At 73.6% G+C, this 8,515-nt stretch carries 8 protein-coding genes and 1 pseudogene; 5 read left to right on the plus strand and 4 right to left on the minus strand.

Annotation, left to right across the window (positions count from 1 at the left end):
- The first annotated feature begins 158 nt into the window (after positions 1-158).
- The 5 genes from AB0M20_RS15015 to AB0M20_RS15035 all read left to right on the plus strand — a co-directional run bounded on the left by AB0M20_RS15015 (position 159) and on the right by AB0M20_RS15035 (position 4,271).
- The gene (locus AB0M20_RS15015; protein WP_364298311.1) at positions 159-911 is read left to right on the plus strand and encodes an endonuclease/exonuclease/phosphatase family protein; all 753 of its coding nucleotides are present in this window, start codon (positions 159-161) and stop codon (positions 909-911) included.
- A 72-nt stretch (positions 912-983) separates the two neighbouring features.
- Entirely contained in the window at positions 984-1,358 is a 375-nt protein-coding gene (locus tag AB0M20_RS15020; RefSeq protein WP_364298313.1) for a YciI family protein, read from the plus strand.
- On the plus strand, positions 1,355-2,512 hold the full coding sequence (locus tag AB0M20_RS15025) for a DUF6596 domain-containing protein (protein ID WP_364298315.1): 1,158 nt from the start codon (positions 1,355-1,357) through the stop codon (positions 2,510-2,512). Before AB0M20_RS15020 ends, AB0M20_RS15025 begins: the two co-directional genes overlap by 4 nt.
- Positions 2,502-2,825, plus strand: coding sequence for a TraR/DksA C4-type zinc finger protein (locus AB0M20_RS15030; protein ID WP_364298317.1), 324 nt, complete (start codon positions 2,502-2,504; stop codon positions 2,823-2,825). The genes AB0M20_RS15025 and AB0M20_RS15030 overlap by 11 nt, the downstream gene beginning before the upstream one ends.
- Before the next feature lie 87 nt (positions 2,826-2,912).
- Entirely contained in the window at positions 2,913-4,271 is a 1,359-nt protein-coding gene (locus AB0M20_RS15035; RefSeq protein WP_364298319.1) for an alpha/beta hydrolase, read from the plus strand.
- Between the two features lie 4 nt (positions 4,272-4,275).
- Here the strand turns inward: AB0M20_RS15035 and egtD are convergent.
- The 4 genes and pseudogenes from egtD to egtA all read right to left on the minus strand — a co-directional run bounded on the left by egtD (position 4,276) and on the right by egtA (position 8,444).
- Positions 4,276-5,249, minus strand: a pseudogene (gene egtD, locus AB0M20_RS15040) (L-histidine N(alpha)-methyltransferase).
- Entirely contained in the window at positions 5,246-5,989 is a 744-nt protein-coding gene (egtC, locus tag AB0M20_RS15045; protein WP_364298321.1) for an ergothioneine biosynthesis protein EgtC, read from the minus strand. The pseudogene egtD and the gene egtC overlap by 4 nt, the downstream one beginning before the upstream one ends.
- Positions 5,989-7,287, minus strand: coding sequence for an ergothioneine biosynthesis protein EgtB (gene egtB / locus AB0M20_RS15050; protein ID WP_364298323.1), 1,299 nt, complete (start codon positions 7,285-7,287; stop codon positions 5,989-5,991). Before egtB ends, egtC begins: the two co-directional genes overlap by 1 nt.
- Positions 7,284-8,444 (minus strand): ergothioneine biosynthesis glutamate--cysteine ligase EgtA, encoded by a 1,161-nt coding sequence (gene egtA, locus AB0M20_RS15055; protein ID WP_364298325.1) that lies wholly within the window; start codon positions 8,442-8,444, stop codon positions 7,284-7,286. Before egtA ends, egtB begins: the two co-directional genes overlap by 4 nt.
- Positions 8,445-8,515: the final 71 nt, after the last annotated feature.

The following is an 8,515-nucleotide window of genomic DNA, read 5'->3' on the forward strand; positions in this document are numbered from 1 at the left end:
ATCACCGCGAGCATCGAGCGTGCCCGGGCGATCTTGGGGTATGCGCCCCGGTACAGCTCGCTGGAGACGCTGCGCGAGGCACTGCGCTGGCTGGTGGCGCACGGCGACGTCGACGTGGGCGGTCAGGAGGTCTGACGAGTGCGGGTGATGACCTGAACGTGTTGTGGCGGTTCGAGCCCGCATGGCGCGACCGCGAGGCGGGCATCGTGGAGACCCTGCGCACGGTGCGGCCGGACGTGGTGGGCCTGCAGGAGACCTGGTCCGGCGACGGTACGACTCAGCCCGAACGGCTGGCCGCCCTGGCCGGCGACCTGACCGGGGTGTGGGTGCCGACCGCGCTCCCGCCGACGCCGGAGGAGGCCGGCGCCCAGGTCGGCATCGGGCTGCTCACCCGGTGGCCGATCCGCGCCACCGAGGTGCACGATCTGCCGCACCCCCAGCGCCCCGGCCCGCCGCCGACCGCGCTGCTGGCGACGCTCGACCACCCGCGCGGGCCGCTGCACGTCATCGTCACCTGCACGGAATGGGAGCCGCACTACGAGGCCGACCAGCGGGCGCAGAACGAGGCGCTGGCCGCCCTGGCCACCGATCCGCGCCTCGACGGCGACCTCCCGGTCCTGCTGATCGGCGACCTCAACGCGGCGGCCGACCAGCCCGTCTTCGCGCCGCTGACCGGGCTGACCGACGCCTGGGCGGCGGCCGGCGGCGACCCCGCGGCGGCCACGCTCAGCTCCGCCGTGCCGTTCGCCCCACTCGAGTGCACCCATCTGATCGACCGCCGGATCGACCACGTCCTTGCTCGCCCCGGCCGGCCGGGCGCAGCGGTGGACGCGGTGCGGGCCACGCTGGCCGGGGACCGTCCCGAGTACCCGTCGGATCATTTCGCGGTCGTCGTGGACCTGAATTTCTGAGCCGGTGTCGATCGGGGCCGTGCCGAGTCGTCACGCAGGTGAGGCACCATCACCGATGAGAGGATCGACACCATGCGTTACACCTTGCTGCTGCACTTCCCCGAGCTGGGCAACGTGCTTCCCCAGGAGACCCTGGAGCAGGGCCGGCAGGCCTTCCAGAGCTACGTCGCCACCCTGCACCAGGCCGGCGTGCTGGTCGCCGGCGAGGTGCTGCAGCCGTCCGAGCACTCCACCACGCTGACCACGGCCGGTGGCGAGGTCCGGGTCCAGGACGGCCCGTTCGCCGACACCAAGGAGCAGCTCGGCGGCACGTTCGTGATCGATGTGCCCGACCTGGACGCCGCGATCGAATGGGCGAAGAAGGCGCCGTCGGTGTCCTGGGGCGCCGTCGAGATCCGGCCGGGCGCCACGCACGTCGTGGACGGCGTCTGGGTCCGCAACGAGTGAGCGCCGCGTGGGAGACGGCCGAACGGGTCGCGCGCGTCGCGTACGGCCGTCTCACCGCCATCCTGGCCGCGCCCACCGGTGACCTGGCGCTCGCCGAGGACGCCCTGGCCGGTGCCTTCGAGCGGGCGCTGCGCACCTGGCCGGAGCAGGGGGTGCCGGACAATCCCGAAGGGTGGCTGCTCACCGTGGCCCGCAACCGTCTGCGCGACGTGTGGAAATCCGCCGCCCACCGCACGAGCGTCCCCCTGGAAGCGGCCGCCGAGCCGGCCATCGAGGACCTCGACCCGGACGCGATCCCGGACGAACGGCTGCGGCTGATGTTCGTCTGCGCGCACCCGGCGATCGACCCGGGCGTGCGTACCCCGCTGATGCTGCAGACCGTCCTCGGCCTGGAAGCCGCTCGCATCGCCACCGCCCTCGCCGTGCCGGGCCCGGCCATGGCGCAGCGGCTGGTCCGCGCGAAGCGGCGGATCAAGGCGACCCGCATCCCGTTCGTCGTGCCGGACCGGCACGTGATGCCCGAGCGGCTGCCGGCCGTGCTGGAGGCGGTCTACGGCGCCTACGCGATCACCTGGGACGGCGAGGCGCAGTACCTGGCGGTCACCCTCGCGGCGCTGCTCGGCGACGAGCCCGAGGCGTGGGGGCTGGCCGCGCTGATCACGCTGTCGATGGCGCGCCGGCCGCTGTCCCGGGAGACCTACGTGCCGCTCGAGGAGCAGAACCCGAACGCCTGGGACCTCCGGCTGATCGCCGAGGGCGAGTCCTACCTGCGCCGGGCCACCCGCCCGGGCCCGCCGGGCCGGTTCCAGCTGGAGGCGGCGATCCAGGCCGTGCACTGCGACCGGGTACGCACCGGCGTCACGGACTGGCCGGCATTGCGCACCCTCTATCAGGCGCTGGTCGCGGTGGAGCCGAGCCTGGGCGGCCGGGTGGCGCTCGCCGCGGTGATCGGCCGCGTCGAGGGTCCCGCCGCGGGGCTGGAAGCGCTGGGCGAGATGGACTCCTTCCAGCCGTACCATGCGGCGAAGGCCGATCTGCTGGCCCGGGCCGGCCGCCGCGCCGAGGCGCAGCGGGAGTACACAGTGGCCGCCGAGCTCGCCACCGACCCGGCGACCCGGGAGTTCCTGCTCAGAAAGGCATCCGATGGAGGCTGAGCTGACCCGGCTGCGGGACGAGGCGAGGGCTCAGGTGGAGGTCCTCGAGCGGGATCTGCGCGGCCTTTTCGAGGCCGCGAGGGCCTCGAACGCCGACGACGAGCACGACCCGGAGGGCAGCACCATCGGGTACGAGCGCGCCCAGCTGACCGCGGTGCTGGAGGCGACCCGCCGCCGCGTCGCCGACCTCGACGACGCCCTGACCAGGCTGGCGGCCGGCGGGTACGGCATCTGCGAGCGCTGCGGCCGCCCGATCCCGCCGGAGCGCCTCGCCGCCCGCCCGGCCGCCCGCACCTGCGTCGGCTGCGCCTGACCGGGGGTGCCGGAAGAAGTTGCACTCTTTGCGCAAAAATCCATCGGGATCTATCGCTCGGTGTGCGCCGGCGCGAGGCTGTGCGTCATGCGCCGTCTGCTGCTGCTCTGCGTACTCCTCCTGACCCTGCCGCTGGCGCCACCCCTCGCCCGGCCGGCGACGGCCCACGTCGCGCGCCGCCTCCCGATCGTCTTCGTGCACGGCAACTCGGGGTCGGCGACGCAGTTCCAGACGCAGTTCCAGCGCTTCGCCGCCAACGGCTACCCGCAACGGCTGCTCTTCGCCTACGAGTACGACAGCAGCCGGCCCACCGACGCCGAGGCGGTCGCCGGGCTCGACACCTTCCTGGACGGCGTCCGCGGCTCCGGCAAGGTCCTGCTGGTCGCGCACTCGCGGGGCACCGGCATCAGCCAGGCGTACCTCGCCGCACACGCCGGCAAGGTCGCCCGGTACGTCAACCTGGACGGCCGCAGCAGCGCGACCCTGCCCGGCGGCGTCCCGACCCTCGCGCTGTGGGGCGAGTGGCAGTCGCCGCCCGGCCCGGTGCTGGGCGCGGTCGGCTCGATCGCCGGGGCGACCAACGTCTATCACCGCGACTTCGGGCACACCGAGACGGTCAGCTCGCCGGTGTCCTTCGTGGAGATGCACCGATTCCTTCTCGGCCGGGACCCGCGCACCACAGCGGTGACGCCGAGCCGCGGCCTCCTCGTCCGGGTCGCCGGACGGACGGTGATCTTCCCGCAGAACGCCGGGTTCGCCGGCGCGGAGCTGCAGGTGTGGGCGGTGCACCCCGGGACCGGGCGCCGCCTGCTCCGGGTGGCTCGGCAGGCCGTCGACGCCGGCGGGGAGTTCGGCCCCTTCACCCTGCTGCGGGGCGTGAGCTACGAGTTCGCCGTGATCCGGCCGGGCGGCACGGTGCACCACTTCTATCAGCGCCCGTTCCTGCGTGACGACCACTTCGTGCGGCTCAACTCCGCGCCGGTGGGCACCGGCCTCGAGGCGCTGCTGCCGCGCGGTCCCGGCCACGTCAACCTGGTGCTGACCCGGGCCCGCGAGATGTGGGGCGACCAGGCCGGGGACAACGACGTGCTGACCGTGAACGGACGCAACGTGCTGACGCCTTCGGTGAGCCCGCGGTCGAGCAACCGTGCGTCCCCGACCGGCAACGTCGGCGAGAACAACGCGCTCTTCCTCAGCGACGTCGGCGCCGCGCTGCCGGGCGGGACCGGTTACCTCGGCCCCGACCGGCAGAGCGACCTGTCGAAGGGTCAGCTGTTCCCCTTCACCACGCTGACCTTCCTCTCGGCGGCGGACGTCTACGTGCCGGCCCAAGGCACGGTCCGGCTCTTCATGCGCGCTCGCGGGAGCCACCAGACCACCGCGATCGCCGTTCCCGCGTGGCCGTCCGACCAGCACCGTGTCACGGTGTCCTTCCCCGACAGCTGAGGCGTCAGGCGACGGCCCGGGCGAGCGACACCGCGAACAGCTCGTCCGGGTCCGTCCACCATCGGTCCACCTCGAAGCCCGCGTCGGCCAGCTCCCGCTCCACGCCGTCGCGGCGGAACTTCGCCGAGATCTCCGTGCGCACCTCCTCGCCGGCGGCGAAGTCGACCACCAGGTCGACGCCCGGGATGGTGACCCGCATCGGCCACCGCGCCCGCAGCCGCATCTCGATCCACTCGTGGTCGGCGTCCCACAGCGCCACGTGCGCGAACCCGTCCACCTCGAAGTCCGCGGTCAGTGTGCGGTTGAGCACCCGCAGCACGTTGCGGTTGAAGTCGGCGGTCACCCCGTCCGCGTCGTCGTAGGCGGGCACCACCACCCGCGGGCTCTTCACCAGGTCGGTGCCCAGCAGCAGATGCTCGCGGGGTCGAGGACCGACCGGACGTCGGCGAGGAACACCGCCCGCTCGGCCGGCGCCAGGTTGCCGATGGTGCCGCCGAGGAAGGCGATCATGCGGTCGCGCCCGCGCGGCAGGTGCTTGAGGTGACGGGTCAGGTCACCCACGATGTTGTGTACGCGGAGCTCGGGGAAGTCGGCGCCGATGTGGGCGGTGGCGGCTGTCAGCGCCGTGGGGGAGACGTCCATGGGTACGAACGCCTCCAGCGTCCCGTGCGAGCGCAGAGCCTCCAGCAGCAGCCGGGTCTTCGTCGAATAGCCCGACCCCAGCTCGAGCAGGACCCGCGCGCCGGTGGCCCGGGCGATGTCGGCGGCCCGTTCGGCCAGGATCGCCCGCTCGGTCCGCGTCGGGTAGTACTCGCTCAGCTCGGTGATCCGCTCGAACAGCTCGCTGCCCCGGGCGTCGTAGAACCACTTCGGCGGCAGCCACTTCCGGTCGGCGGTGAGGCCGGTGAGCACGTCGGCGCGCAGCATGCGGGCCAGGTCGTCGTCGTCCAGGTGCACCTCGAGGGTGGCCGCTCTCATGCTTCTCCCAGTTCGATGGGTTCCGATGCGATGGCGTCGGGGGTGGCAGTCACCAGCGAGCGGTCCGGAACCGGCCGCCAGGCGGGGTCGTCGTCGAGTGGTTCGGAGGCGACCAGCACCTGTCCGTCGCCGTGGCGGACGGACAAGGCGTGGCCGGCGGTGGTCGCGAAGATCGTGGCGCCGTCGGTGAGCAGCAGGTTGAGGCGGGAGCCGGGGGCGGCCGCCATGACGTCGGCCACCACCGCCGCGAGGCCGTCGCCGCGGCGGAGCCGATCCCGCACCAGCGCCCAGAGGAACGCCGAGTCGGTCGGCGCGTCCAGCATCAGCAGGTCGGCCGTGGGCAGGGTCGCGGCGAGCTTGGCCACCGAGTCGGGCCAGCCCGTCACGACACCGTTGTGGCTGAACAGCCACCGCCCGTCGGAGAACGGCGCCGCCGCCGTCTCCACCACCGGCATGCCGACGGTCGCGCTGCGCACGGCGGCCAGCACGGCCCCGGCCATGACCGACGGCGCCAGCCCGGGCAGGGTCGTGTCACTCCACAGTGGTGTGGCACGCCGGTAGCGAACCGGCGCGGCGCCAACCCCGGAGTACCAGCCGATGCCGAACCCGTCCGCGTTGATCGTGCCGCCGCCGCGCATGTCGCGCGGCGCCCACGACTGGTGGGCCAGCGAGTGTGGGGGATCGAAGAGCAGCCGGGACAGCGGCGCCGGCGGACCGAGATACGCCAGATGGCGGCACATCAGGCGTCCCGGGCGCAGCGGAACCCGCTGAAGATCTGCCGGCGGATCGGATAGTCCCAGTTGCGGAACGTGCCGCGGCACGCGGAGCGGTCGGTGCCGAACGAGCCGCCGCGCAGCACGCGGTGGTCCGGTCCGAAGAAGACCTCCGAATACTCCCGGTACGGGAACGCGGCGAACCCCGGATAGCCCCGGAAGTCCGACGACGTCCACTCCCACACGTCACCGATGAGCTGATGCACCCCGGCCGGTGAGGCGCCGTCCGGGTACGCGCCGACCCGGGCGGGCCCCAGGTGCCGCTGCCCGAGGTTGGCGTGCCGCGCCTCCGGCGACTCGTCACCCCACGGGAACCGCCGCGACCGCCCCGACACGGGATCCCACCGCGCCGCCTTCTCCCACTCGGCCTCGGTCGGCAGCCGCTTGACGGCCCACGCCGCGTACGCCTCCGCCTCGTAGAAGCACACGTGCACGACCGGCTCGTCCGCCACGATGCGCGCCGTCCGGCCGAAGCTGGTGGCCGCCCAGCCGTCGCCGTCGCGCTGCCAGTGCGCCGGGGCGGTCAGCCCGGCCGCCTGCCGATGGTCCCAGCCGGCCGTGCTCCACCAGCGGGCGTCGTCGTACCCACCGGCCGCGATGAAGGCCGCGTACTCGCCGTTGGTCACCGGCGCCCGGTCGATGTAGAACGCGGGCACGTCGACGGTGTGGGCCGGGCGTTCGTTGTCGAGCGCCCACGCCTCGGTGTCGGTGCCCATCACGAACGGGCCGCCCGCGATCAGCGCCTCGCCGGTGACCGGCTCGGCGGGCAGCGGCGGCGGGTCCGCCGTCAGCACCGGCGCGCCGATCCGCAACTGGTGCGTGGCCAGCATCGTCTCGTCGTGCTGCTGCTCGTGCTGCACGATCATCCCGAACGCGAACCCGTCGCTGAGCAGCCGCTGACCCTCGAGCGGGCTGTGGTCGAGCACGTCGAGCGCCTTGTCACGGACCTCGGCCACGTAGCGGCGGGCCTCGGCCGGGCCGAGCAGGGGCAGGGCCGGCCGGTTCTTCCGGGCGTGTTTGAACGCGTCGTACAGCTCGTCGATGTCCTGCCGCAGCGGCTCGCGCCCGCCCACGTCCCGGACCAGCCAGAGCTCCTCCTGGTTGCCGACGTGGGCCAGGTCCCAGACCAGCGGGGACATCAGCGGCGAGTGCTGGCGGATCAGGTCGCCGTCGTCCACCGCCTCGGTGAGCGCGGTGGTGCGGTCACGCGCGCGGGTCAGCTCCTCGGCGACCTTGTCGCGCAGTCGTCCGGTCTCGATGGTCATGACTGCTCCTCCGCGTCTCGCAAGCGCTTCTCGACGGTGGTGATCACGTGTTGGCGGGCGCCGGGCGGCAGATCCGTGGTGCCCAGGCGGCGGCAGGCGAGGTCCAGCACCCTGGTCGCCGCCCGGCGGATCGGCGGGTCGGCCAGGCCGCACCGGCTGGCCTCCACCCAGCGGTCGGCCACCGGCCGGGCCAGCTCCAGGGCGGCCTCGGTGGTCGCCGGGTCGGCCAGCAGAACGGCGAGGACGGCCACCGGCGCGATCCAGTCCGCGCCGGGCTGGGCGTCGAGATAGCGAATCTCGAGATAGCCCCGCGGCCGGACCGGTGGGAACAGCGTGCTGAGGTGGAAGTCGACGTCCTCCTCGGTGGGCCGGCCGGGCAGCGCACCCCGCAGCCAGTCGCCGAGCGTCGCGCCGCCGGCGCACAGCAGGGGAGCGGCCATCGCGAACCGCACCCAGCCCGCCGCTGGGTCGCCGGGCGGGTGTGCGAACGGATGGCTACGCCGCGGGTCGATGCCCAGCCACGCCGCCATCCGGGCCGACGCCCAGCCGGTGTCCCGCCCGGCGTGCCGCCGGGCGTTGGCGAAGGCGGCCACCAGGACGGGGCCGAGCGCGGTCACCGCGGCCCACCGGGCGGGAAGCTGGTCGGGTGGGCCGGCGTCCAGGCAGACCTGGAGGCCGGCGGTGCTGTTCATCATCACCCGGCCGTGCGGCCCGTCCGCGTCGAAGGCGCGTTCCATCGCGTCGTAGCGCGGGTTGTGGATGAGGCGGTGCGGCCGCCGGTGCGGGTCGATGCCGCTGCGGCCGAGCGTGAGGCCGGCGGTGGTGAGCAGCTGGGTGAGGTGCTCGACGTCGGTGCTGACGGCCGTGTGCAGAGCGCCCAGGGAGGTGGCCGGCGCGGAGGAGATCTCGAGCTGGCCGCCGGGCTCGGCGGTGAGCGAGCCGAGGGCGGGGAGAGGGTCGGGCGGGAGTGAGGGATCCAGGGTGGCCGGGGTGTGCCGGCCGAGGGCTCGCCGCAGGTCAGCGGCTCTGAGCGGCGCCGCGGGAGCGTCGGAGTGGTGAACGGTCCACTCCAGCTCGGCGCCGATGTGGGTGGGCGGACCCGTCTTGAAGCAGATGGCCCGGATGCGGGCCTCCACATCCTCCTGGGTCCGAAGCATTACCTTCGGTAGGTGAGTGGTCACGAAAACGGACCTTACGGCGGGGGTGCGACAGAAAAGTTGATCGCGGC

Source organism: Actinoplanes sp. NPDC051633, from assembly GCF_040681735.1.
In the GTDB taxonomy this organism is placed as follows: Bacteria; Actinomycetota; Actinomycetes; order Mycobacteriales; family Micromonosporaceae; genus Actinoplanes.